The organism is Vibrio sp. PID23_8 (assembly GCF_003584965.1).
GTDB lineage: Bacteria > Pseudomonadota > Gammaproteobacteria > Enterobacterales > Vibrionaceae > Vibrio.
Window position 1 is genome coordinate 225,165 of record NZ_LIXE01000002.1, and the last position, 23,390, is coordinate 248,554.

At 44.7% G+C, this 23,390-nt stretch carries 21 protein-coding genes and 1 tRNA gene; 12 read left to right on the forward strand and 10 right to left on the reverse strand.

Annotated elements, in window-relative coordinates; genetic code table 11:
- The first annotated feature begins 601 nt into the window (after positions 1-601).
- Positions 602-1,240, forward strand: coding sequence for a YchE family NAAT transporter (locus tag AK966_RS04905; protein ID WP_099079478.1), 639 nt, complete (start codon positions 602-604; stop codon positions 1,238-1,240).
- A gap of 63 nt (positions 1,241-1,303) precedes the next feature.
- Positions 1,304-2,161, forward strand: coding sequence for an ion transporter (locus AK966_RS04910; RefSeq protein ID WP_099079477.1), 858 nt, complete (start codon positions 1,304-1,306; stop codon positions 2,159-2,161).
- A gap of 55 nt (positions 2,162-2,216) precedes the next feature.
- Here the strand turns inward: AK966_RS04910 and asd are convergent, their stop codons facing one another.
- Complete coding sequence (gene asd / locus AK966_RS04915) at positions 2,217-3,338, reverse strand: aspartate-semialdehyde dehydrogenase (RefSeq protein ID WP_119463646.1); 1,122 nt, start codon at positions 3,336-3,338, stop codon at positions 2,217-2,219.
- 435 nt (positions 3,339-3,773) lie between these two features.
- Here asd and nhaC point away from each other — a divergent pair, with 435 nt between their 5' ends.
- The gene (gene nhaC / locus AK966_RS04920; RefSeq protein WP_099079475.1) at positions 3,774-5,207 is read left to right on the forward strand and encodes a Na+/H+ antiporter NhaC; all 1,434 of its coding nucleotides are present in this window, start codon (positions 3,774-3,776) and stop codon (positions 5,205-5,207) included.
- A gap of 69 nt (positions 5,208-5,276) precedes the next feature.
- Here the strand turns inward: nhaC and AK966_RS04925 are convergent, their stop codons facing one another.
- The 3 genes from AK966_RS04925 to yejK all read right to left on the reverse strand — a co-directional run bounded on the left by AK966_RS04925 (position 5,277) and on the right by yejK (position 8,068).
- Positions 5,277-6,440, reverse strand: a complete 1,164-nt coding sequence (locus tag AK966_RS04925; protein WP_099079474.1) for a chemotaxis protein — start codon at positions 6,438-6,440, stop codon at positions 5,277-5,279.
- A gap of 110 nt (positions 6,441-6,550) precedes the next feature.
- A complete protein-coding gene (locus AK966_RS04930) occupies positions 6,551-6,904 on the reverse strand; it encodes an Hpt domain-containing protein (RefSeq protein WP_259343737.1) in 354 nt (117 codons plus the stop codon).
- Between the two features lie 165 nt (positions 6,905-7,069).
- Entirely contained in the window at positions 7,070-8,068 is a 999-nt protein-coding gene (yejK, locus tag AK966_RS04935) for a nucleoid-associated protein YejK (protein ID WP_099080275.1), read from the reverse strand.
- An 85-nt stretch (positions 8,069-8,153) separates the two neighbouring features.
- Between yejK and AK966_RS04940 the strand changes: the two genes are divergently transcribed.
- The 5 genes from AK966_RS04940 to AK966_RS04955 all read left to right on the forward strand — a co-directional run bounded on the left by AK966_RS04940 (position 8,154) and on the right by AK966_RS04955 (position 11,466).
- Positions 8,154-8,381, forward strand: coding sequence for a YejL family protein (locus AK966_RS04940; protein ID WP_099080276.1), 228 nt, complete (start codon positions 8,154-8,156; stop codon positions 8,379-8,381).
- Positions 8,382-8,403: 22 nt separating this feature from the next.
- Positions 8,404-10,212, forward strand: coding sequence for a DUF3413 domain-containing protein (locus AK966_RS04945; protein ID WP_119463648.1), 1,809 nt, complete (start codon positions 8,404-8,406; stop codon positions 10,210-10,212).
- Between the two features lie 139 nt (positions 10,213-10,351).
- A tRNA-Ser gene (locus tag AK966_RS04950) sits at positions 10,352-10,442 on the forward strand.
- 88 nt (positions 10,443-10,530) lie between these two features.
- On the forward strand, positions 10,531-10,680 hold the full coding sequence (locus AK966_RS19885) for a hypothetical protein (protein WP_172438159.1): 150 nt from the start codon (positions 10,531-10,533) through the stop codon (positions 10,678-10,680).
- 219 nt (positions 10,681-10,899) lie between these two features.
- Entirely contained in the window at positions 10,900-11,466 is a 567-nt protein-coding gene (locus tag AK966_RS04955; protein WP_099080293.1) for a cytochrome b/b6 domain-containing protein, read from the forward strand.
- Between the two features lie 61 nt (positions 11,467-11,527).
- On the opposite strand, the gene AK966_RS04960 is transcribed toward AK966_RS04955, so the two are convergent.
- A complete protein-coding gene (locus AK966_RS04960) occupies positions 11,528-12,451 on the reverse strand; it encodes a histone deacetylase (protein ID WP_099080294.1) in 924 nt (307 codons plus the stop codon).
- Positions 12,452-12,617: 166 nt separating this feature from the next.
- On the opposite strand from AK966_RS04960, the gene AK966_RS20070 reads away from it, so the two are divergent.
- Positions 12,618-12,800, forward strand: coding sequence for a hypothetical protein (locus AK966_RS20070; protein ID WP_099080295.1), 183 nt, complete (start codon positions 12,618-12,620; stop codon positions 12,798-12,800).
- A gap of 43 nt (positions 12,801-12,843) precedes the next feature.
- Here the strand turns inward: AK966_RS20070 and AK966_RS04970 are convergent, their stop codons facing one another.
- The 3 genes from AK966_RS04970 to AK966_RS04985 all read right to left on the reverse strand — a co-directional run bounded on the left by AK966_RS04970 (position 12,844) and on the right by AK966_RS04985 (position 18,210).
- Positions 12,844-14,808: a DNA topoisomerase III gene (locus tag AK966_RS04970; RefSeq protein WP_119463649.1), complete on the reverse strand. Its 1,965-nt coding sequence runs from the start codon at positions 14,806-14,808 to the stop codon at positions 12,844-12,846.
- Positions 14,809-15,479: 671 nt separating this feature from the next.
- Positions 15,480-16,028, reverse strand: a complete 549-nt coding sequence (locus AK966_RS04980) for an NAD(P)H nitroreductase (protein WP_119463650.1) — start codon at positions 16,026-16,028, stop codon at positions 15,480-15,482.
- A gap of 169 nt (positions 16,029-16,197) precedes the next feature.
- The gene (locus AK966_RS04985; RefSeq protein WP_172438160.1) at positions 16,198-18,210 is read right to left on the reverse strand and encodes an NADPH-dependent 2,4-dienoyl-CoA reductase; all 2,013 of its coding nucleotides are present in this window, start codon (positions 18,208-18,210) and stop codon (positions 16,198-16,200) included.
- A 225-nt stretch (positions 18,211-18,435) separates the two neighbouring features.
- On the opposite strand from AK966_RS04985, the gene sppA reads away from it, so the two are divergent.
- Positions 18,436-20,286, forward strand: coding sequence for a signal peptide peptidase SppA (gene sppA, locus AK966_RS04990; protein ID WP_119463651.1), 1,851 nt, complete (start codon positions 18,436-18,438; stop codon positions 20,284-20,286).
- Between the two features lie 113 nt (positions 20,287-20,399).
- Entirely contained in the window at positions 20,400-21,413 is a 1,014-nt protein-coding gene (ansA, locus tag AK966_RS04995; protein WP_119463652.1) for an asparaginase, read from the forward strand.
- A gap of 237 nt (positions 21,414-21,650) precedes the next feature.
- Here the strand turns inward: ansA and AK966_RS05000 are convergent, their stop codons facing one another.
- A complete protein-coding gene (locus tag AK966_RS05000) occupies positions 21,651-21,935 on the reverse strand; it encodes a YeaC family protein (protein WP_099080300.1) in 285 nt (94 codons plus the stop codon).
- A 99-nt stretch (positions 21,936-22,034) separates the two neighbouring features.
- Here AK966_RS05000 and AK966_RS05005 point away from each other — a divergent pair, with 99 nt between their 5' ends.
- On the forward strand, positions 22,035-22,856 hold the full coding sequence (locus AK966_RS05005; RefSeq protein ID WP_099080301.1) for a DUF2989 domain-containing protein: 822 nt from the start codon (positions 22,035-22,037) through the stop codon (positions 22,854-22,856).
- Between the two features lie 105 nt (positions 22,857-22,961).
- Here AK966_RS05005 and msrB read toward each other — a convergent pair whose 3' ends face one another.
- On the reverse strand, positions 22,962-23,348 hold the full coding sequence (gene msrB / locus AK966_RS05010; protein WP_099080302.1) for a peptide-methionine (R)-S-oxide reductase MsrB: 387 nt from the start codon (positions 23,346-23,348) through the stop codon (positions 22,962-22,964).
- Positions 23,349-23,390: the final 42 nt, after the last annotated feature.

Consider the following 23,390-nt stretch of genomic DNA (forward strand, 5'->3'; position numbering starts at 1 on the left):
GTGTTTCGTTTTTACTGTTCATCAGTTATTTAGCAAACAACCGTCTTAGTAAATTGCTTTCAGGACTGAGTATAATATTTCAGAGTGTGAAAAAAATTGACTTGGATCACTTCTCTCTCTCGAAATACCTCAAAAGTAGTGGTTAACCACAACAAAGCAAGCTAAATAACTGATAAATATAAAAATTAAAATAATTTAACTTCAGTACAAAAAAACAGCATACAGATTTGAAACTATAAGAAACAACAATAATGTGTAAAAAAGTTTCATTTTCGGCCAACAAAATTACATGTAGTGCCAAGTTTATGTGCCACTGAGAGTATATCCGCTTTACCTTATCTCTCTACAATCCCTCTATTTTTTTATCAAAAGTGTGCGAATGTTAACGCTTGTATAAAACAGCTCATTCTCTCACCATCTTTTTACGTAACAAATCACTTACAGATTACATACGTTTTCTTCAATAATTAGTTTTTCTCACAAATAGTAGGCCAGATACGTTAGTTTTTTTCATTTCTTCCTACTAGACTTTTGCCTTACATTTAGCGACTAAATTACTCCTTCCCTTTTTCACTACTGTGATCCTTTATGAGTACGCGATATGCAGACTTTTGAGCTAGCGATTTTCCTGCAGTTTTTCCTAGGCTTAGTTGCCGCTGTTAACCCAGTCGGTATCATGCCTGTTTTTGTTTCATTAACCGGTCATATGACACCTGAAGAAAAGAACAAAACCGCAACGACAGCAAACATAGCGGTTGCGATTATTTTGATCATTTCACTCTTTGCTGGTCAGTTACTGCTAGACATGTTCAGCATTTCCCTAGACTCATTTCGTGTGGCTGGCGGTTTGCTGCTTTTAAGTATCGCTTTCTCAATGATGAGCGGTAAATTAGGTGAAGATAAACAGAACAAGCAGGAAAAAACCGAGTACGTTAGCCGTGAGCAGATTGGTGTTGTGCCACTGGCTATGCCGCTGATGGCTGGTCCTGGTGCAATCAGCTCAACCATCGTATACGGTGCGCGTTACCCGAGCATGATGGATACTGTCGGCATTAGTATCACTATTATGCTGTTCTGTTTATGCTCTTGGTTGCTATTCCGTTCCGCTCCTTTGATCGTTCGCTTCCTTGGCCAAACAGGCATCAACGTCATTACACGTATCATGGGTCTGATCCTTGGTGCGCTGGGCATTGAGTTCATTGCTAACGGTTTAAGAAACCTATTCCCTGGCTTAGCGTAAGTTCATAAACTTCTGGTATGATGTTGTGATTGATTTCATTTTCAAAAATGACAGTGCAACATCATGCCTCGCAAGTTTATTAAGCATCATTTATACGTCGTTATCTTCGGTACACATACCCGTGCCGGGCGCGCCTTTGATATCGCGCTGATTATCGCCATCATTACATCACTTGTGGTTCTTATTCTTGAGTCATTACCAAGCGTGATGACAGAGTGGTCTCAACAGCTTCGGTACATTGAATATACGTTCACTGCCCTATTTACCATTGAATACCTACTAAGACTCTACTGCTCACCAAAACCTAAGTCATATGCCACTAGCTTTTATGGTGTGGTAGACGTGCTCGCGATTTTACCCACTTATCTGGCCATCTTCTTCCCTGGTGCGTCCTTTATGGGGGTAGTGCGTTTACTGCGCGTGATGCGCATCTTCCGTATTCTAAAACTGGTTCGTTACCTACAAGACTCAAATATCCTGTTACGCTCACTGCTGATGGCGCGCCGCAAGATCCTCATATTCTTTAGTACCGTGGGGATCCTCGTTACTATTTTGGGGTCACTGATCTTCGTGATTGAAGGTCCTCACAACGGTTTTACTAGCATTCCGAAGAGTATTTACTGGGCCATTGTAACCATCACGACTGTTGGTTACGGGGATATGGTGCCACAAACAGATTTAGGTAAAGCGATAGCTGCACTGACCATGCTGCTGGGCTATTCAATTCTCGCCGTACCGACCGGTATTATTACTGCAGAATTAAGTAATGAAATGAACGCTCACAAACAACTAGTAAAATGTCCGAACTGCAATCGCTCAGGTCATGATTCAGATGCAATGCACTGTAAGCATTGTGGTAGTGAACTTGCCGACCCTGATAAACGCATTGTCAGAAATGAAGAGACTAAAAATCAGTCATGATAAAAAAGCGCCCAATTGGGCGCATTCAAAATAGATATCTTAGAACTGGGATAGATTAAGCCTTTTCAGCAAGGATAATTCGTAGAGTTCGGCGTAGAGGCTCTGCCGCCCCCCATAGTAGTTGGTCACCGACCGTAAAGGCATTTAGGAAATCATCGCCCATAGCCATCTTACGTAAGCGCCCTACCGGAATAGATAGCGTGCCTGTTACTTTCGCTGGCGTTAGCTCTTGAGCGGTAATGTCACGATTATTTGGAATTACTTTCACCCAGTCATTGTGCGTCGCAATGATCTCTTCGATTTCATCCATTGGCACGTTTTGCTTCAGCTTGATCGTCAATGCTTGAGAATGACAACGCATTGCACCAATACGAACACAAGTACCATCAATTGGCACTGGCGTATCTTGGAAACCAAGAATTTTGTTCGCTTCAACGCCCGCTTTCCACTCTTCTTTACTTTGACCATTATCACGCTTCACATCGATCCAAGGGATCAAAGAGCCCGCTAGCGGCACGCCGAATTGATCAGTAGGGAATGAAGAACTGCGCATGATGTCAGCCACTTTCTTGTCGATATCAAGAATAGAGCTAGAAGGATTCGCCAACTCGGAACTCACCGCGTCGTTGATCACACCCATCTGAGAAATCAGCTCACGCATATTTTGTGCACCTGCGCCAGACGCCGCTTGATACGTCATTGCACTTGTCCACTCAACTAGGCCTTTCTCGAACAGACCACCAAGGCCCATTAGCATCAAGCTCACTGTACAGTTACCACCAACAAACGTATTGGTACCACCGTGAATGCCTTGCTGAATTTGTGCTAAGTTTACCGGATCTAGCGTGATGATGGAGTCTTCTGCCATACGCAGTGTAGAAGCGGCATCAATCCAGTAGCCTTTCCAACCCGCTTTACGTAACGCCGGGTAAACTTTCTCTGTGTAACCACCACCTTGACACGTAATCACGGCATCAAGCCGCTTTAAGCTGTCAATATCGAAAGCATCTTGCAGTAGGCCCGCATCTTTGCTGTTTACAAATAGCGGTGCAGGAATACCCACTTGAGACGTGCTATAGAAAACTGGCTCGATCAAATCGAAGTCATTCTCTTCGACCATACGCTGCATCAAAACCGATCCGACCATGCCGCGCCAACCAACTAAACCTACTCTCATCGCATTAACTCTCCATGTATATTTTTGAAACTTTCTCCATAGTTCAATTTTCGACACAAAATCTCAAGCACTAATTTGAAAATAAGTACAACTTTTCGGCACTTATGCTTAGAAATGTCATCCAAAGAGGCATTCCTTTCTTTTGTTCTCTATGAAAACGGCCATTCACGAACAAAAGCCGAGGGGTGTTTGGTTATGGTCTTACCACTAAATGAGAAAATGAACATATGAAGCACGCTACATTTACACTACAAAACATTTAAGTCCATTTTGATTAATAATTACAGTGTATATATTTTACAAGCAAACGTTTATATGGACGATAGGCAAGATAAATCACCAAATGTTCGAAATATAATTTTTGTTAATGTATGTTAGGCCCGATTACAACAGGGAGCGCCTTCCTCTATTGCTCCAAGAACGACAGAGGCACATATGAAGCAAGTTACACCACGCCTTCCTAGTCTGATACAGGTATTGATCGCACTAGGTTTGTTTCTTTTTTTGGCGTTTTCATTTACTGCCAAATTAAACCTGCCAATTCAGCTCGCACTCTATATTGGTTGGTTCATTATTATGCTATTGGGCCTAAAACTTGGTCACCAGTATAAAGACCTAGAAAAAGCGGCACTAAACGGCATTTCTAATGGCTTAGGTGCGGTACTTATTCTTTTGGCTGTTGGCGCACTCGTGGGGACATGGATTTCTGGTGGCATTGTGCCAAGCATTATTTACTATGGTTTAAATGCGATTCACCCATCGATCTTTTTACTCGCAACCATGATCATTTGTTCTTTGACCGCTCTTGCTACGGGTACGTCTTGGGGCGCGGCTGGTACGGCTGGTATCGCAATGATGGGGATTGGACAAGGTCTTGGTGTACCCGCGTCAATTACTGCAGGTGCGGTGCTTTCAGGTTGTTACTTTGGTGACAAGATGTCGCCACTCTCTGACTCGGTCATCCTCGCTTCTTCAATGTCAAACGTTGAAGTGGTAGAGCACATCAAAGGCATGCTGCCGATCGCCCTAATCAGCTACATCATCACTGGCATTATGTTTACTGCGTTCGGATTCCACTACGCAGGTAAACTCGACATGAGCCAAGTGGAGTCAGTCATTCTGGCGATGGAGCAACAGTTTTATATCACCCCTTATTCATTTGTGCCTGTCATCATCGTGTTAGGTCTACTTGCGATGCGTATGCCTTCTTTCCCGGTCATCAGCTTTGGCTCACTGCTGGGTATCATTTGGGCAGTCATGATTCAGGATGTCGACTTCCTAACCGCATTTAATACCGCATGGGCTCCATTTGATATCTCTTCTGGTGTGGAGTTCATTGACTCGATTCTTAACCGTGGCGGGATGTCTTCCATGCTTAGCTCGGTTGCGGTAATCGTATTCGGTCTGGGTTTTGGTGGCTTACTCGATAAAGTCGGTGTTTTGGACACCATTGCGAAACTGTGCGAGAAACGAGTCCAAAGTGCGGGCTCACTCGCTACCAGCACCATTGGTACAGCATTCATGGGTAACGTTTTTGGCTCTGCAATGTACGTATCGCTCATCCTGACACCAAAAATCTGTGCGAAAAACTATGACCGCTTGGGCTACAAACGTAAGAATCTATCACGCAACGCTGAATTCGGTGGAACGCTAACATCAGGTATGGTGCCATGGAGTGATAACGGTATCTACATGGCAAGCATTCTTGGTGTGGCCACCCTATCTTACGCACCATTCATGTGGCTGAGTTTTGTTTGTATCATCGTAACTATCTTCACTTCTTACATGGGTTGGTTTGTTGATAAATGTGAACCAACTGTGGACAGGGCAGAACAAGAAGAAAGCGAACTAAAACAGCAAACCGCTTAATCTCGTCAGCCAAACAAAAAAAGAGCGCTTCGTGCGCTCTTTTTTGATCTTACGTTTAAATGTTTCTCTTTAGACTGACGTTGGTTTCACTCTCACCGCAGAGCGTTTACCTAACATGTAGCCTAATGCTAGAGGCGCAAAGAAGATCACCAAGATGAATAAAATGAAGTAGATAATGGTGCTCTTCACCAGTTCAATCAGCTTGTCCATCGCCAAACTCACCACTTCCTGTGAAACATGGTCCAAGTTTTTAGCAAACTGAGCACGCTCACTTGAGATGATTTGTGCGATCTCTTGACGCTCTCTCGCCACCATTTTCTCTAGTGCTTGTCGCTCTTCACTTAGCTGAGATAAACGCTCTTCCGCTTTTTCATCAATATCTTCAACCAGTGGCTGCAACTGCACGGCCATTTGCTGTGCCAGATTTCGCATGTACTCAGGATTGTTGTCGATAAAGTCTTTAAGAGACTCTGATGTCACTTTTAAGCTATTCAATGCGGCATTAACGTGTTCAATACTTGCCGCGCTGTTCAACGCTAATAACTGTGCTTTCCACGTCATAATTTTTGGCGTTTGCTCAGACACGAGGCTTAGCCGGTCAGATACATCACCAATCGCTTCTGGCATCGTACCTAACGTCGTCACCGCCTCCTCTTCACTGATTTTGCTCGCCTCTAACCACGCTCGATAAGCCGGTGTACGAATCATGCTTAAATCAGCAAACGGGTATTGTGCAACAAAGTCTGCCACAAAGAGTTTGGTCTTGTTGTATACGTCTTTCTTCAATAACGATTGCGCTAGCTTATCGACCTCTTTCGCAAGGTGGGCGGAAACTTGCTGGGCTTCTGTGGTGGCAAACAAATCCTTCCCAGCGCCTTGAGAGTAAAACTGATTCATTTGCAGTGTAAACACCCAAGTATCAATCAACGCGGCCATAGGAGAAACTTGGTATGCCGCAGCTTGCAAGCCTTCTTCTGCGTTAATTTTCCAAAGTAAAATGTAAGACTGATGCACTTTATCTCTCGGCTCGTAACGTTCGTGGAGCACATCTGCGGCTTGCTCGACTTGAGCAAAAAACTGTTGAGCGTATTCCCGTGTCATAATACGCATGTTTAATTCTTGCTTGGTCAGCGGAACCGTTTGGCTATCAATTTTGATTTCCAGCAGCGAGCAGCCTGAAAGCGTCAAAACGAAACAAGCCACCATCAATGAGGATAGTCGGCGGATAGACATGAAATTACCTATGGTCAAAATCTACAGAACAAAAAAGAAATAACCAAGTCACAGAAGTAACTTGGCTATCGCGGCTATTTTAAGCCAGAGAGAGTTCAACCCGTTAGTAATTATCGCATCTTTTCAAGATTGAGAACTTGCTGGGCAAAATCGACCGTTCGTTTAAGTTCATTGCTCAACTTGGCAATCAGAGCCTTTGGAACTTCAATATCTTGCTTCATTAAGTGTTCAATATCGCTAGATACGCTATACAGAACCATCGCCCCTAAGTTACCAGATACGCCCCTCAGGCTATGTACTAGTCGTTGAGCTCTCTCTCGGTCGTCATTATTCATTAACTGCCTGAACTTCTCTCCATCACCGGAGTGGTCGTGAATAAAAAGTTCAAGCAAAAAGCGAACGGCCGCCTCGTCACCTGACAATGAATCAAGAATGTTATCAATATCGAGAATGGGTTCTTCCACTGCCAAGAGCATATCCTCCAAATGTTCTTTCTTATCCGTGACTAAATTCGCCTTCATTCATTTTTAACGATTGAGTGAAGGATGAGCCAACAACCGATAAGAGCTTGTTCTTCGCTTGCACACTGCACATAAAAAAAGAGAGCACGCGGCTCTCTTTTTTATGAATTAGTTACGGCTTAACTGATCTTTTAGGTTTGGTGGAGTGCCTTTGATCGTTAGTGTGTCGGTTTCAGGGTCGTAGAAAATACGCTCTCCAAGTAACAGACTATCGAAGCTGATGTTCAAACCACCACCAGCCCCGACATACTTAGTCAACTTACGGACAGTTGAACGATCACCAGGGAAAGAGTCTTCTAACTCATAACCTTGCTCTTTGGTGAAGTCCATAAAACTCGTGCCACCTTGGCTTGCCGGCAATTCACCAGACAGTTCAGCTATTTGCACTTCATCGCCCGATTTGATTTGCTCGTTACAGTAGTTGTAAACCTGCTTCTTGTACTCGTTCGCTTCTTGCTTTTCCAACTTTGAATCTGCACAGAAGTCTTCTACCGCCTGCATCAACACTTGGTTTTGCAACTTAGTGTCTAAACCTATGTCTGCCTGCAAGAAATCGAGGAAGAAATCCGCCACTTTACGACCAACACGCCCTTTAATGTACGAAAGGTAACGATTTGAATCGCGATCCGTATCGTAGCTAGATAGATCAATACGTGCAGCGATGTCCATTTTAGTGATGTCTAGGTAGTCAGTGGCACTAATATCTAAGCCTTCTGTTACTTTTAGGCTTTGGTTCATTGGTAAAATACCGATAAACAGATAGTCAGTAGCTAAACTTTGATACTCAGCGAAGACTAAAATACCTTCGTCAGCGAATGGATACTTAATCAACTCTTGTTTCAAGCGATTTGCACTGATTTGTGAGAAGTCGTAAAAATCTCTCTCTCCTTTGCGCATTTCCTGAAGCCAAAACTGGAATTCGCTGTCTGACTGGAAAGAGCCGAAACCTTTGCCCGCTTTAGAATGGAATACGCGATGCAGTTCCGCAACGAGATTCTCTGTCGAGGTATCGTTCTCTAACGATGCCGGGCGAAAGTTTACAACCAGTTCGTCCTGATCGTTTTTGCACAGTTGGTGCAAAATGACATTTGAAAGATGAAGGCTCATAGTGATTTTATCTTGCTACAAGGTTTAAGTTATTAGGCATTGTAGGTTATCATAAGCCGCTTTTACTATCATTATTAGAGTCTTTATGCCGATTACATCTAAATATACTGACGAACAAGTAGAGAAAATTCTTGCTGAAGTGGGTGCTGTCCTAGAAAAACACGCAGCTTCTCCTGAGTTGACGCTAATGATTGCCGGAAATATCGCAACCAATGTCTTAAATCAACAAGTTGCTGCTTCACAACGCAAACTTATTGCTGAAAAATTTGCTCAGGCACTGATGTCTTCTCTTGACGTGCCAAAAACACACTAATCACGGACAATAGAACAAGTACATGGTAGACAGCGGAAACTCATACGGCGAACGCGTATCTCGACTGGTTGGTTGGGGTCATTGGTTTGCATTCTTCAATATCGTCGCATCGATGTTGATAGGTACACGCTATATCGTTCAGTCGCCTTGGCCAGAAACCTTGATGGGACAATTCTATCTTGCGGTTTCTTGGGTTGGCCATTTTGGCTTCCTCGTTTTCGCTCTTTATCTGTTGGTTCTATTCCCGCTGACGTTTGTCCTGCCATCTCGGAAGCTTTTCCGTTTGGTGGCAGTGATATTCGCGACGATTGGTCAAACCCTTTTGTTGGTCGATACGCAGGCCTATCAGTCAATTAACCTTCACTTGACCCCTGTCGTTTGGGAGCTGTTATTTAGTGAAGATAAAAGCGCCATTAGTGCAGATTTACAACACCTTTTTGTTGTTATGCCACTGATCTTCCTGATTCAGCTTGGTCTGTCTGAATGGGTTTGGCGCAAACAGCGCAAACTTTCTTACAAACACATAGGCCGTCCATTGGCCGCTGTGTTCTTCTTGAGCTTTATCACTAGTCACTTGGTTTACATTTGGGCTGATGCCTACTTCTATAACCCGATTACTAGCCAGCGTTCTAATTTCCCATTGTCTTATCCGATGACAGCGAAAAGCTTCATGGAAAAGCATGGCTTACTCGATCATGAAGAGTACCTTAAGCGCTTAGCAGAAAACCAAAACAATGTAGCCCTCGTGAACTACCCGCTCGAACCGCTTGAATTTAACCGTCGTGGTAGTAAGTTGAACGTACTGATGATCAGCGTCAACAACCTTCGTGCCGATGCACTTAACCAAGACGAAATGCCAGAACTCTATCGGTTTGCGCAAAACAACCAAAATTTTATCAATCATTACAGCTCAAGCAACGACGCTTACGGGGCGTTTGGCTTGTTTTACGGCTTACCGAGCAGCTACGCAAGCAGTATCAAAGCTCAAGGCTCTGCTCCTGTACTGCTTGATGTACTAACAGAACAAAATTATAACTTTGGCCTGTTTAGCGGCAATGGATTTGAAGATACTCTGTATTCCGAAGTCATCTTCAGAGATCTAAACCTTGCAGAGCAGATTGATGGAACGCAAGCACACAACGATAAACAATCCATCAATGCTTGGAAGCATTGGCTAACAGAACAAGCGAAACAGCCATGGTTTAGCTATATCGAAGTGACAGCTGTTGATAATTTCGAATCAGAACCTACAGTTGCGAACAAAGAAACGCTTGCGAGTGAACGCTTCAAAAAGGCATACGAAAAAGCCGTTAAATCCGCAGACAAGACCGTTGCAGGGATTATTGAAACCCTTGAGCAACAGCAATTATTAAACAGCACCATTGTGATTATCACCTCTAACCATGGTAGTGAGTTTAATGAAACCAATACCAACAGTTGGGGCGCTAACAGCAACTACAGTCGTTACCAACTTCAGGTGCCTATGATTATTCATTGGCCGGGCATGCTTCCTGGGGAGTTTTCTCATAGCACAAGCCACTTGGATCTTTCAGTCACACTGCTACAAGATATGTTGGGTGTATCATCCAATCCCTACGACTACAGCAGTGGCCGCAATTTATTTGATGAAAGCCGCCGTCGCTGGATCTTAGCGGGTGATACCCAAGAAATTGCCTTAATCACTGGTTCTCAAACAACCGTCATCGACAAGTTTGGTAACTATAAACTGTACAATGACGACTACAAGCGCTTGCGAGAAACCACACCCAAGCTACCAGTGCTGATGCAAGGCTTAACAGAATTACAACGCTTCTATTCGAAAAGCAATTAATTCGAGCAAAATCTCTACATTCGGGGAGCTTTTTTGTGTCTTTTATCAGCAAACAGTTCATAATCGAGCAGTAAACGTCCAAACGATTCATTTTGGGGTTTACAAGATTTTCAAAGCCTTATATTATGCGCTCAACAACGGAGAGATGGCTGAGTGGTTGAAAGCACCGGTCTTGAAAACCGGCGTACGTTAATAGCGTACCTAGGGTTCAAATCCCTATCTCTCCGCCACTATTCATAGAAAAAAGCCGCTGATTTTCAGCGGCTTTTTTCTTTTCTGGTCCGCTCGATTTGCTCACTGAGTCAATTTGGTGAGTCAATGTATTTATATAAAAACCGCGACAGCATCTACTACGGCCGTATCTGTTCTCCCAAGCGTCTAGTCGCACTCGGCTTTCCATTCGATGTTAAATTCAGCCTGAAACCAAAGGGCGAAATATTGCGCTTCGTCGCTGTCACCCCATCATGATAATGATCTTTCACAGAGCTTTGCCACAATCAAGCAACAGCAGAACTGTAATTTTTGTTCACCTATAGATATCAAGTGTACTTCTAACCAAATCGACACTTAGCATAGTTCAACTCAACATATCAGTTCGTAATTATTTACACTCTCAACTAAGCTTTATTCACTTAGTTATAAACTGATATCAACCTATGTGAAGAGTCACAATTTGGACGTAAACATATGGAAAACAAACTAAAAGTAGGTCTAAAAACGCTTTTTGGAACATTACCCAATATCGAACGATACCTACATTTTGCGGTGCTTTTCTGGGTATTATTGCAATTACTTTCAAGCGGTTTGATGCATGTCCATGGAGACACTGAATTGAACCAAATTAGCGACCTCGCCTTTATTCATATCTATTCTGGTCTGGTGTTGCTTCCGGTTAGCCTAATCTTCGCCACTAAGGTCATCATGCGTCGTAAAATTCAAGATCTTTACCCTTGGCTATCTGGTCATTACCAAGTGATTAAAGAGGACGCAGAGTCGTTATTGAAACTTGAGCTACCCGAAGCCAAGCCATCCGGGTTAGCAGCAACAATAGAAGGGCTCGGGATTTTAGCGCTCATACTTGCGGTTGTGACTGGCTCCGTTTGGTATCTAACGGTTTTCACTAGTGGTCCAAGTGAGTGGCTACTCTCGATCCACAAACTGTCCGTCACGTTTATCCAAGTTTATTTCTTTGGACATGCCCTATTTGCGTTGCTGCATTTAGTGCAATGGTGGCGTGAATCCTCTACCTCTTAGTTTTTAGAATCTGAGATAAAACAGTAATACTCGACGTTCACCAGTGACTTGTAGAAGCGGTTCATTGCCGAAAAAACACATCGTGGGCCGCATGAATGAGCTGCATGTGAATGGGCACTAAATCGGCGTGTTGAGTTCGGTAGCCTCCCCCAACGACAGCCGCGACCGGAATGCCTTTGTCTTTCATCAACTGCATTAGAAAACGGTCGCGCTCCAAGATGCCTTGCGTGGAAACATCGAAATACCCCAGTTCATCATCGGTGTGAATGTCGACGCCTGCATCGTAAATCACCAAGTCTGGACGATGCAGGTGAATTGCCATCTTGGTCACTTCCTTAAATGCCATCAAAAATGCTTCATCATCCGTTCCTCGAGCGAGAGGCACATCAAGATCGGAGGCTGGTTTTCTCGCCGGAAAGTTTTTATCGCAGTGAAATGATAAAGTCACAATGTCTGGCTCATGCTCACACAAGGTTGCCGTACCATCGCCGTGGTGTACGTCACTATCAATGATCAACACTTTATCCACCAGCTCATTATCTAGCATATGTTTTGCAGCAATCACCAAATCATTGAAAAGGCAAAAACCACTTCCGAAGTCTTTATGAGCATGATGATAACCACCACTAAGATGAATCGCGATTCCCTGCTCTAGTGCGAGTTCTGCTGTCAGGACGGTGCCTGCCGTCGAGGTGAACGTCCTGGTCATTAATGACTCACTCCAAGGGAAACCAATTCGACGCATCTTCGCTGCGGGCAAAGTACCACTGACCAGTAAATCCACATACTCCTCGCCATGCACTCGCTTAATGTGATCGGCGGTCAATGGCTCAGGTTGGAAAAGCTGTATCTGATGACCCCAACGTGCTTCATTCATCTTCGTCAATACCGCTTGGTAAAGAAACTGATACTTCATGATTGGATAGCGGTGCCCAATTGGCAAATCGAGTTGCGAATAGATAGGGTGATAAATCAATGGCAGCATACGTCGGTCTTTTGGTACATGATGAGGAAATAGTACCAACTTCGAGCAATGAATAAAAATGGCTCATCACTGACGATTTCTGAAGATGCTCTTTCGTCCTCTCTCCCTGCGTCTTAAACCCAACTTAATGACTTGAGTTTCGCCATTTTCAAACCAGACTTGGTGAATTTGCAGTGAAGATCATGATCTCAATTACTGCTTAAGAAGTGCAGGCAAGCGTCAAACCCAAGTCAATCGCGATGCGCTGGTGGATTTGGGCAAACAAGTGAAACAAGACTTAGGTAAGCGTGTTCTCACTCAGGACGATGTAAGAGGGGCGATTCACAATAACGATAACTTGTTTGATTAATAGGTAAAGAGTAAAGCGGCACCCAAATGTGCCGCTTTACTCTTTAGGAGGATTGACGCTTAGCGGCACTCGATTTAGATGTACTGCCCTTTGAATAACTGCGTTTCTTACGTTTAAAAGCTGGTCGCTCGACTTTTGGCAAATGTCGTAACGACTCAGGAATCGGCCCTGTTTTGACCTGTCCCATCAATCCATCGATACGCTGCTCTAAAGCGTGCATAAACGGTTGGTAAGCTTGATTTCTCTCGGCCATTCCTTGCAGTTGGTGCTCCCAGTTTGCAGTCATATCCGGGTAGGTCGCATCGATCGGTAAAGCATGAACCAGACCTCGCCCTGCTTGGGAGCTCAGTATCGATTTACCTTGCCGAGTCAAAAGTTGCCGCTTAAACAACGTATCGAGAATCCCCGCACGCGTGGCTTCTGTACCAAGACCGTCGGTGTCTCTGAGGATCTTTTTCAGCTCTTTATCGGCAACATAACGGGCAATTCCTGTCATGGCTTGCAGCAGCGTTGCTTCTGTAAAATGTTTTGGCGGCTCAGTCTTGCGATCTTTTATTTCCCCTTCGCGACACGTCAGCACGGTTCCTTCGGGTAACGGTGGCACCGCATCAATGCCCTCATCTTCTTTGTCCGTTTTACCCATTAACGCTTTCCAACTAGGGGACACCAACTGACGACCTTTCGCCACGAACGTGCCACCCGCAATATCGAAGACCAGCTTCGCTTCTGCATACACCGCTGCTGGATAAAACTGCATCAAATACTGGCGAGCAATGAGCTGGTACACTTTCATCTCGTTACCCGACAAGGCATTCACATTGGCTTGTTTCGGTGTGGGAATGATCGCGTGGTGCGCGTCGACCTTTTTATCGTTCCATGCTTTGGATTTGATGGACAAATCGGCACCTTGTACCGCGCTATGAAGCTCTTTAGCGTTGTTCGAGATAGCCGATGTCACCGCCCCCGCTTGCGCATAATGCTCTATCGGTAGGTAACGACAATCTGAACGAGGGTAAGTGATCAACTTGTGCTTTTCATACAATGCCTGACAGGTATCCAAGGCCTGCTGTGCGCTCATGCCGTAACGCTTTGCCGCATCAATCTGTAACGCAGATAAGGAGTACGGAAGTGGCGCAGATTGCTTGGTTTGCTTTTGCTCCGACTCGGTCACGTTAGCGGGTTGGTTTGCAATGCGACTCGCCACATTCTCTACCAGTTTTCGGTTTAAAATGCGCCCTTCTTCATCCTGCCAAGGCTTACAAGCTTCACTGGGTTTCCAGCGTGCTCGAATATCAAAAGCGCCATTGTGATCTTGATACGGAATGAGAGCGTGTAGCGTGAAGTAATCTTTAGGCACAAAGTTTTCGATCTCTTCATCGCGGCGAACCACCAAGCCCAACACGGGGGTTTGCACCCGCCCTACCGACAACACGCCCTGATAACCCGCTTTTTGCCCAAGCAACGTATACGCGCGAGACATGTTCATACCATAAAGCCAATCGGCTCTTGAGCGCGCAAGCGCAGAAACCGAAAGAGGAATGAAATCACGATTGCTACGCATCGAGTTCAACGCGCGTTTGACTGCGGGTAAGTTCAAATCGGAAATCAGCAGGCGCTGAGTGGCCTCTTTTTTGGCTTTGGAAAGCTTGCAGTAATCCAGTACCTCATCCACCAGCAACTGACCTTCTCGATCTGGGTCTCCGGCGTGAATCACTTCCGTTGCCTCTTTGAGAAGCTTACGGATCACAGTGAGCTGTTTGCTGGCACTTTTCCTTGGCCTTAATTGCCACTGCTGGGGAACAATCGGTAAATCTGCCAGGTTCCATTTTTTGTAACGCTCGTCGTATGCGTCAGGCTCAACTTGCTCTAACAGGTGGCCAATGCACCAAGTGACCACATCGCCGTTGCCACAACGAATAAAACCTTGGTCTTTCTTTTGAGGATTAGGAAGTGCCGCCGCAATCGCGCGGCCTAAACTTGGTTTTTCAGCAATAAACAGACGAGACATAAGTTTTTGGAAGTCATAATAATTAGGGCCACATTATCTAATGTCGCCCTAACAAATCAAGAGAAACTGTACAGATAAACAGTAATTAATCCATATCTTGTATTAACTACCGTTCCAGCCACTACTTCTCACAGAAAAGCACATGAGCAAGTAGCTTGAGACCCAAAGCCATGAGATCCCAAGGTTTAATTTTAAACAACAAATTACGGAAAAAACGCATATATAACCCTTACTTCGCTTTAAAACGAAGATTGAAAGATAAAATAATGTTAAGCGATTGCGTTCTTTGCTATCCTTTGGGTTCGAATCTAAAGGTGCTTAGCTAGAACACAATCTGGTCAATGCACAAGATAACCCTAAGCAGTAATGTTTAGGGTTTCTTTTATCTCTTTTTCACCTGTTTACCTCCTATTTTTATTAAGCACTAAAAAGACACTGTTCGTTATAAATCTTCGCTTTCTCAATTACTTCAACATAATAACCACATTCTAACCGATTATGGCGAGAGGGTGCGAATCAAGTTAGAGTAATCTTCTTTAATATCGTATCTTTCTTCACGCTAACGCCCAATCTTATAACACGGCCTATGGATAAATATATGAACAGAGGCCATCCCCGTAGGAATGGCCTCTATTTAATTTCGTTTATCTAATCGGCTTTAATATTTAACGCTATAAAAACTCAACAAACTTAGAGAGTTCACGCTCTGGAACTTTCATTGCAGTACAACCCGGCGTCCCCAGATATAGAAAACCAACAATTTGATCTTCGCCTTCTAAGCCAAATGCTTGGTGCACTGTTGGATGGAACATCCACTTACCTGAACGCCAAAAGCCTTGGAAGCCTTGTGCTACCGCTGCCATTTGCATCGCTTGTGCTGCGCAGCCAGCAGAAAGGTATTGTTCAAACGCTGGCACTTTTTCATGCTCAGTGACCTTAGCAATCACAGTGATCACCATAGGTGCACGAAACGGGGCATTCTTCACTTTTTCCATCACCTCGTCTTCACTATTGTCTGCGATAGCGGCTTTAACCAGAATATCCGAGAGTTTCTTTAAACCTTCGCCTTGAGCGATGACAAATCGCCATGGTGTTAAACCAGCGTGGTCTGGCGCGCGAAGACCAGCACGAATGATGTTTTCTAGTGCCACCCCCTCAGGCGCAGGCTCTGACAACTTAGCGATAGAACGACGATTGAGCAAAAGATCGAGAGCATCCATGAACGGTTCCTTATTGAATATAGCTATTATTGTTTACGTTGCTCACTTTAGCACAATCCCCTACCACGAATAACACTCTGTTTTAAATGGTGTCAGCGCGTGAGGAGAAAGAGATTCTCACAACAAAAAAAGCTGCGCAAAACACGCAGCTTTTTCTTACTTTGAATCGCTAAAGCTCAACAGCGAGCTTAACCCCCTGACGAATCGCTCGAACAGCATCGAGTTCACCTGCGTGGTCCGCGCCACCAATGATGTGTAGCTTATCACCCAATTGATGCCATTTGTCTTCAAACGGTCGTACTGACTCTTGTCCAGCACAAATCACCACAGTATCCGCTTCAATCAAACGTTCTTTACCATCGACATGAATATGTAATCCCTGAACATCAATCTTATCGTACGATACACCACCCAATAGATAAACGCCGCGCTTTTCCAGTGTACGTTTATGGATCCAGCCAGTGGTTTTGCCAGGGCCTTTACCCACACGGCCTTTACGACGTTGAAGCACCCACACTTCTTTATCACTGATTGAATCGGGATAAGGGTATAAACCGCCAGGTTGAGACATCTCTTTATCAATGCCCCACTCATGTAACCAATCGTCCAGAGTTTGTCCTTCTGGTTCCGTTATCATGGTTGCAACGTCAACACCGATGCCACCAGCACCAACAATCGCCACTTTTTCACCCACCGGGGTTTTATCGCGGATCAGAGTCTGATAATCGATGACTTTTTCCGGGTTATCAATGCCATCAATGTTCACTTTACGCGGCTCAACACCCGATGCCATGACAACCTCATCGTACTCCGTTAGTAAATCGTAATTTGCTTCCGTCGATAAGTGCAAGTGGACGCCCGTTTCATCAAGACGGTTGGCAAAATAGCGAATGGTTTCGCGAAACTCTTCTTTACCTGGGATCTGCATCGCGAGGCGGAACTGCCCCCCAATACGATCATTCTTCTCAAACAGGTCGACTTTATGCCCGCGTTTAGCCAAGGTCGTCGCACATGCCAAACCCGCAGGCCCCGCGCCCACTACAGCAATATTTTTCTTCTTAAATGCGTCCTTAACCACAATTTCGGTTTCATAGCAGGCAAGAGGATTGACCAAACAACTTGCACGTTTTCCTTTGAACACATTGTCCAAGCACGCTTGGTTACAGCCGATACAAGTATTGATGAATTGAGATTTATTTTGCTCTGCTTTCGCGACAAAATATGGGTCAGCGAGGAATGGGCGCGCCATGGAAACCATGTCAGCCTGGCCCGAAGCAAGAATACGCTCAGCTTCTTCCGGTGTATTGATTCGGTTACAGGTGATGATAGGCACAGAAACATGCGGCTTAACCTTTTCTGTAACCCAAGTAAATGCGCCGCGTGGGACTTGAGTAGCAATCGTTGGTATGCGCGCTTCGTGCCAACCAATACCCGTGTTAATGATGGTCACTCCCGCGTCTTCTAACGCTTTAGCAAGTTCTATCACTTCTTCAAAGGTACTGCCCTGTTCTACGAGATCAAGCATCGATAAACGGAAAATGATAATGAACTTGTCACCCACCGCTTTACGAACCGCCCTAACGATTTCAACCGGAAAGCGCATGCGTTTTTTGTAGCTACCGCCCCACTCGTCATATCGCATGTTAGTGCGCTGACATAAAAACTGGTTGATCAAGTAACCTTCTGAGCCCATTAACTCCACGCCATCATAACCAGCGAACTGTGCCAGTTCGGCACTATTGGCAAAAGCATCAATGGTTTTCTTGATTTGGCGTTCACTCATTTTGCACGGAGCAAATTTGGCGATGGGTGCTTTCGTGCCTGATGCACTTTGCGCGAATGGATGCATCGCATAACGACCAGCATGAAGAATCTGTAAGGCAATCTTACCACCGTGTTTATGCACGGCGTCAGTGACCACTTTATGCGCTTTAGCATGCTTCGGCTTGCTGAACTCAGCGCTTAAAGGGTGTAATCGACCACGTAAATTAGGGGAAAAACCGCCGGTAACAATCAAACCAACGCCACCTTTCGCACGTTCTTCATAAAAAGCAGCGAGCTTCTGCAGCCCCTCTTTGTGCTCTTCTAAACCGGTGTGCATTGATCCCATCAACACACGGTTTTTCAATTGAGTGAAACCGAGATCTAATGGCTTTAACAAATTTGGGTACATGGCAGACATCGCTCAACATCCATTGTTATTTTTGTGGTCTGACCAGAGTACGCCTGCGCCATAAAAAAATCAAACGCACGTTTACATTTTTGTAACACCGATCAATCTCAAGTGAAAATATGCCAATTATTGAGTGACCGTGATAAGCTAAAAAAATGTTATCTTATGAGATCTTAGAGATAAGAACCCAGACTTTATAAGATTAGGGAATGACTATCTCATTGTGGAGACAAGATGAAAAAACTCTTCAAATTTATTGGTCTGATATTTAAGGGGATTTGGAAAGCCATCACCTTTGTCAGGCTTGCATTGGCTAACTTGATTTTCTTATTGATGATCGCCATTTTCTATTTTGCTTTTACCTACACAGGGAATGGCCAGCCCGTTATTGAGAAAGAATCGGCGTTAGTCATGAACCTTTCTGGACCTATCGTGGAGCAACGTCGTTACGTCAACCCGATGGACTCAGTTGCAAGTTCAGTATTAGGCAATGAGCTGCCAAAAGAAAATGTTTTGTTCGATATTGTCGATACCATTCGCTACGCGAAAGATGATCCGAAAGTTTCAGGCCTTGTGCTTGCGCTACGTGATATGCCAGAAACCAATCTCACCAAGCTTCGCTACATCGCAAAAGCATTGAATGAGTTCAAGTCTTCCGGCAAACCAATCTACGCAGTTGGAGAGTTTTACAATCAAAGCCAATACTATCTAGCAAGCTACGCCGACAAAGTTTACCTAGCCCCAGACGGTGGTGTACTGATTAAAGGCTACAGCTCTTACTCGATGTACTACAAAACTCTGCTAGAAAAGCTCGATGTCTCTACTCATGTCTTTCGTGTCGGTACCTATAAGTCTGCCATTGAACCATTCATTCGTGATGATATGTCTCATGCAGCAAAAGAGTCTGCCACTCGTTGGATTACTCAGCTTTGGAGCGCTTACGTTGATGACGTCGCCACCAACCGCAACATCAATGCCAACGTTCTTAACCCAACGATGGATGAGCTTTTGGCTGAAATGAAGTCTGTCGATGGTGACATTGCACAATTGGCGGTAAAAGTAGGGTTGGTGGATGAACTCGCCACCCGTCAAGATATTCGTCGCCTATTTGCGGATAAGTTTGGCAGTGATGGTAAAGACAGTTACAACGCCATTGGCTACTACGACTACCTCGCAACGATTCGTCCAGATGTTAATATCGCCGAAAGTGACGTCGCGGTTGTGGTCGCGAGCGGTACCATTATGGACGGTCAGCAGCCACGCGGTAGTATCGGTGGCGATACGGTCGCGAGTCTACTTCGCCAAGCGCGTAACGATGACAAAGTAAAAGCGGTGGTTCTTCGTGTTGACAGCCCTGGCGGTAGCGCGTTTGCTTCAGAAGTGATTCGCAATGAAGTCGAGGCACTCAAAGCAGCAGGTAAGCCCGTCGTGGCTTCTATGTCTAGCTTAGCGGCATCTGGCGGTTATTGGATCTCAATGGGTGCAGATAAGATCGTTGCTCAGCCAACCACTCTCACTGGCTCCATTGGTATTTTCAGCGTGATCACGACTTTTGAGAAAGGCTTTAATAAACTGGGTATCAATACCGACGGGGTTGGCACATCCCCCTTCTCTGGTGAAGGACTCACTACGGGTCTATCGGAAGGCGCGTCTCAAGCGTTTCAACTCGGTATCGAACACGGCTACAAACGCTTTATTTCTTTAGTGGGTTCTAATCGTGATATGTCGCTAGAACAAGTCGATAAAGTCGCGCAAGGTCGTGTTTGGACAGGCCAAGATGCGCAAGGATTCGGACTTGTAGACCAAATGGGTGACTTTGATGATGCGGTCAAGCTGGCAGCAGAATTGGCGCAACTCGATAAGTACAACATTTACTGGGTTGAAGAGCCATTATCACCTTCAGAACAATTCATTCAAGAATTCATGAATCAGGCGAAAGTGTCTTTAGGTATCGATGCCTCAAGCTTTCTACCAAAAAGTCTTCAGCCAGTGGTTCAACAATTCGAACAAGACGCAAGCATGCTGCGAAGCTTTAACGATCCAAAAGGTCAATATGCGTTCTGTTTGACCTGCCAAGTACAATAGCTTTTTTAGCTTAGCCAAAAAGGGGCATCTCTGTGCGAGATGCCCCTTTTTATTAGGCTTCATTTCGCTATAATCCCCGCCACTGTTCCCATACATGAAAACAAAGTAGAACGATGACTAGAAAACACATCTACATCGCGTACACCGGTGGCACCATCGGCATGCAAAAATCGGATCACGGCTACGTGCCTGTGGCTGGCTTTATGGAAAAGCAACTCGCCAGTATGCCCGAGTTTCACCGTGCGGAAATGCCAGAATACACGATTCATGAGTACGAGCCTCTGATCGACTCATCCGATATGACGCCCGCAGATTGGCAGCAAATCGCTGACGATATTCGTTTTAACTACGATGACTACGATGGCTTCGTAATTCTGCATGGTACGGATACCATGGCATACACTGCGTCTGCTTTGTCATTCATGTTTGAAAACTTGGGTAAACCGGTCATCGTAACGGGTTCGCAAATTCCATTGGCTGAACTGCGCTCTGATGGTCAAGCAAACCTATTAAATGCGTTGCACATTGCCGCAAATTACCCAATCAATGAAGTGACACTTTTCTTCAATAACCAATTGATGCGTGGTAACCGCAGCACCAAATCTCACGCAGATGGTTTTAATGCGTTTACTTCACCGAACCTTCCGCCACTATTGGAAGCGGGGATTAACATCCAGATCAGCAACAATGTGAGTGTGGGTACAAAACCAGAAGGTGAATTCAAAGTACATAACATCACGCCACAGCCAATTGGTGTGATCACTATGTATCCGGGTATTTCACACGAAGTTATCCGTAACACGTTACGCCAACCCGTCAACGCAATGATCCTACTCACTTTCGGCGTTGGCAACGCGCCACAAAATCCAGAGCTATTAGGCCACTTGAAAGAAGCCTCTGAACGTGGGGTTATTGTGGTCAATTTAACGCAATGTCTAGCGGGCAAGGTGAATATGGGTGGCTATGCGACGGGCTGTGCGCTTGCTGATTCTGGCGTGATCAGTGGTTTTGATATGACTTCCGAAGCGGCACTGGCGAAATTGCACTACTTACTTAGCCAAAACCTGTCGTACGAAGAAATCAAGGAAAAAATGCAGCAAGTTCTACGCGGTGAAATGAGCCTGTAAGCTTAGCGCACCTACACGTTTAGAATGCATAAGCCCAATGATGATAATTGGGCTTTTTCTTCTAATCTCAATCACCGTAAGTGAGCAGAGTCAGCACAGGAAAAACGTTTAAGAACAAGGCTAAAATTTTCGATAAATAGTGATTCTACAATCAAAAATTTAAACGAAGTTATCGAGCGTTATTACAAGCTATAATCACCAATTATTTACTACGATTGGTATAATTGTCTCACACCATCAGGTATGGTTTGGGTTCACGCGGACGATGTCACTCTCATCTTCACAGAATTGCTTTTTCAATTCTTGCTTAGACTTAAAGCTGATTTCACCACCTGCCGCTACCGTCATGTGCTGAGCATCGGTGTTATGTTTTGATTGATACAACATCACAGCTTGCATACATGAGTCTCGCTGCTGCTGGGAAAGTGTTGTACCCTCTGGCCATCTTCCTGTTTCTACTGCATAGACTAATCGGTCATAGACTTCTGGCGTGATCGCTTTTAATAGTTGTTCTGCGTCCATAATGTACCTTCTTATCACATTCGTTTACAGAACATAACGAGTTAAGAAACAGAGTCAAGAACACACAAATGAATTGGTGTAACGGATCACAAGCAAACCATGAAACGAACATACTGGTTACTGGCAAGTCTTGCCACTGCAACATTAACAGGCTGCTTTGAAGGCAATATAACGACAGAAGAATTATGTCAAAACAACCCTAAGCTGCGTTGTGAACATCTCAATATGGACGACGGACAATGCCGAATCCCACGAACGGATCTGGTTTGGCACCGCTTTGAACAACTCAAAGAGCCCTCTGAAGCCAATCAAGTGGTTGAATACGGCTTAGTCGCAAAATACCGTAAATGTTTAGAGCTTGCCTCTCAGATCACACCAATCGATCAAAGTGCGCTGAAGAGAAAGCGCTTCAATGCGTTAGTTCATAGCATTGATGAACTGGATCGAATAGTGGCTGAACTACAAGGATCGGATGATCCATCGACGCTTTATTTCTTGTGGTCACAAACGGGTGATGAGCAGGCCCGTCGTCAGTTTCTTCAAAAAGAAGGCAAACCAGAGTTAAATTCCGCTGAACTGCAATATGCCCTCGCGACCTTCTATACTAGCCGCGACCCACACAAAACACTCGTTTTACTTAATAATGCGTTATCGATGTCCAACGCTAGCAATCTGAATCCTGTCATACTCGAGTCCATGGCGAGCATTAACCAAGGCCTAGGAAATAAAGAGCAAGCTTACTTATGGGCAATGGTGGGGAAACGCTTTGATGTGCCTCTTGCCGATGAAACCCAATTGAAGCGGATGTTCAATTTTACAAAAGCAGAAACGTATGAAGAGTTGGAAGATCTGGCTAGTTCTATTTCTAAGTCGATAGCCAAAGGAAATTATTCACCAAGGATGATTCCTAACGATTTATAAAATAATAAACTCCCGTTAAACTCGGGAGTTTATTTATGCATGGTCATCGTGAACAAGTCGTCTATTCATTGAAAGGATGAAACATTCTTTCAATGAATATCCGTATTATTGACCAGATTTGTTGAAAATTAACGACACCGAATTCACGCAGTAACGTTCACCCGTTGTTTGGGGACCATCTTCAAAAACGTGACCTAAATGGCTATCACAGGTCGCACATCGAATCTCAGTTCGAACCATTCCGTGACTTAGATCATCTAAATATCGTACTGCTTTATCATCAATTGGCGCATCAAAACTTGGCCAACCACAGCCAGAATCATACTTGCTATCTGAAACAAACAGAGGGGCATGACAACAGGTACAGGCGTACACACCTGTCTCCTTATTATGCAATAGCTTACCCGTAAATGGTGGCTCTGTGCCTTGCTCTCGACAGACTCGAAATTCTTCATCTGAAAGCTGTTCACGCCACTGTTCATCAGACTTCATCACCTTTACTCTACTTTCTTTCACCAATGGTTATTCCTTCTA

Coding starts and splice junctions, on each gene's coding strand:
- AK966_RS04905 (WP_099079478.1), top strand. CDS start 602: ATGCAGACTTTTGAGCTAGCGATTTTCCTGCAGTTTTTCCTAGGCTTA.
- AK966_RS04910 (WP_099079477.1), top strand. CDS start 1,304: ATGCCTCGCAAGTTTATTAAGCATCATTTATACGTCGTTATCTTCGGT.
- asd (WP_119463646.1), bottom strand. CDS start 3,338: ATGAGAGTAGGTTTAGTTGGTTGGCGCGGCATGGTCGGATCGGTTTTG.
- nhaC (WP_099079475.1), top strand. CDS start 3,774: ATGAAGCAAGTTACACCACGCCTTCCTAGTCTGATACAGGTATTGATC.
- AK966_RS04925 (WP_099079474.1), bottom strand. CDS start 6,440: ATGTCTATCCGCCGACTATCCTCATTGATGGTGGCTTGTTTCGTTTTG.
- yejK (WP_099080275.1), bottom strand. CDS start 8,068: ATGAGCCTTCATCTTTCAAATGTCATTTTGCACCAACTGTGCAAAAAC.
- AK966_RS04940 (WP_099080276.1), top strand. CDS start 8,154: ATGCCGATTACATCTAAATATACTGACGAACAAGTAGAGAAAATTCTT.
- AK966_RS04945 (WP_119463648.1), top strand. CDS start 8,404: ATGGTAGACAGCGGAAACTCATACGGCGAACGCGTATCTCGACTGGTT.
- AK966_RS19885 (WP_172438159.1), top strand. CDS start 10,531: ATGTATTTATATAAAAACCGCGACAGCATCTACTACGGCCGTATCTGT.
- AK966_RS04955 (WP_099080293.1), top strand. CDS start 10,900: ATGGAAAACAAACTAAAAGTAGGTCTAAAAACGCTTTTTGGAACATTA.
- AK966_RS04960 (WP_099080294.1), bottom strand. CDS start 12,451: ATGCTGCCATTGATTTATCACCCTATCTATTCGCAACTCGATTTGCCA.
- AK966_RS04970 (WP_119463649.1), bottom strand. CDS start 14,808: ATGTCTCGTCTGTTTATTGCTGAAAAACCAAGTTTAGGCCGCGCGATT.
- AK966_RS04980 (WP_119463650.1), bottom strand. CDS start 16,028: ATGGATGCTCTCGATCTTTTGCTCAATCGTCGTTCTATCGCTAAGTTG.
- AK966_RS04985 (WP_172438160.1), bottom strand. CDS start 18,210: ATGTCTGCCATGTACCCAAATTTGTTAAAGCCATTAGATCTCGGTTTC.
- sppA (WP_119463651.1), top strand. CDS start 18,436: ATGAAAAAACTCTTCAAATTTATTGGTCTGATATTTAAGGGGATTTGG.
- ansA (WP_119463652.1), top strand. CDS start 20,400: ATGACTAGAAAACACATCTACATCGCGTACACCGGTGGCACCATCGGC.
- AK966_RS05000 (WP_099080300.1), bottom strand. CDS start 21,935: ATGGACGCAGAACAACTATTAAAAGCGATCACGCCAGAAGTCTATGAC.
- AK966_RS05005 (WP_099080301.1), top strand. CDS start 22,035: ATGAAACGAACATACTGGTTACTGGCAAGTCTTGCCACTGCAACATTA.
- msrB (WP_099080302.1), bottom strand. CDS start 23,348: ATGAAGTCTGATGAACAGTGGCGTGAACAGCTTTCAGATGAAGAATTT.